The organism is Nocardioides sp. CPCC 206348, assembly GCF_048654705.1.
GTDB lineage: Bacteria > Actinomycetota > Actinomycetes > Propionibacteriales > Nocardioidaceae > Nocardioides.
Window position 1 is genome coordinate 10,488 of record NZ_JBMCZA010000173.1, and the last position, 1,027, is coordinate 11,514.

At 69.8% G+C, this 1,027-nt stretch carries 3 protein-coding genes; all 3 read left to right on the top strand.

The features are described 5' to 3' along the window. The coding region (locus tag ACOADB_RS13680) for a hypothetical protein (protein ID WP_378599484.1) at positions 1-392 on the top strand (392 nt) is incomplete at its 5' end. A gap of 59 nt (positions 393-451) precedes the next feature. Then, positions 452-595 (top strand): hypothetical protein, encoded by a 144-nt coding sequence (locus ACOADB_RS13685; protein ID WP_378599487.1) that lies wholly within the window; start codon positions 452-454, stop codon positions 593-595. Between the two features lie 148 nt (positions 596-743). Continuing rightward, positions 744-1,027, top strand: a 284-nt coding sequence (locus tag ACOADB_RS13690) for a hypothetical protein (protein ID WP_378599490.1), incomplete at its 3' end; no start/stop codon positions are given.

Genomic DNA, 1,027 nt, shown 5'->3' on the forward strand with positions numbered 1-1,027 from the left:
GGGTGGACGGGGTGCAGGACCATTTGCCGTTCGACGTCTCCCCGACGGCCGGGTCCGACGACCACCCAGAGCGAGTACGACGCCCGCGGGCCCTCCCCGCAACGGACCGCAACCGTTTCCGGCTGCGCAACGACGCCCTCGCCTCGCACGGCTGGCCGGCCGGCACCGAGCTCCTCGTCGACCCCGACCAGCGCCCCCGCCGCGGCCAGGTCGCGCTGGTGACCGAGGGCGGCCGCCTGAAGATCGGGGTCTTCGACTTGCAGCTCGGCCGCGCCGTGCTCCGCACCGACCGCGGCTCGGTCTGGCTCGGGGCCTCGGCGCGGTTCGTCGGTGTCGTGACGCTGGTCGGCGCGCCGTTCGAGGGAATGCCGGACGCTCCCGTCAGGGGATGAGAAACGGGACTTCGGGTACTGCGGGATTCAACAACCGCTGTCTGAACGGAGTCAGAAAAATGGTCACCCTCGGCGTCATACTTCTCATCATCGGCCTCGTCGCGAGCATCCCGATCCTCACCACGGTGGGCGCGATCCTGATCGTCGCGGGCTTGGTCCTCAACCTGGTACCGATCAACGGCAACCGCCGCCTGTATTACTGACGGCCCCTTCGCCGCTACCGCGACCAGCCCTGCCAGGTGAGGACCTGGCGGGGCTGGTCGTTGTTCGCGCCGACGTGCCCCGCGTCGTTCACCTCGACGCCATCAGGGCGTCGGCCGGCCGTCGAGCGGGACTTCTAGCGTCCCGCCCATGCGCCTTCTTCCCGCAGTTGCACTGCTGACTGCCACCGGCCTCGTCGCCGCTCCTGCCCTCGCCGCCACCGCGCCGTACGTCGACAAGCGGACCACGCTCGACGCGCTGTCGCTCGAGGACTTCCAGTCGGCCGTCGTCGACGATCGCGGTGTCGAGCTGGGCGGCATCGGCAGCGGGTTGTTCGCCCTGGGCAACAACGAGTACTGGACGATCACCGACCGCGGCCCGAACGGCGAGATCGGCGACACGCGCACCTTCATCGTCCCGGAGTTCACCCCGTC

Excerpts from the sequence above, each read along its gene's own strand:
- ACOADB_RS13685 (WP_378599487.1), top strand. The coding sequence starts at position 452 with ATGGTCACCCTCGGCGTCATACTTCTCATCATCGGCCTCGTCGCGAGC.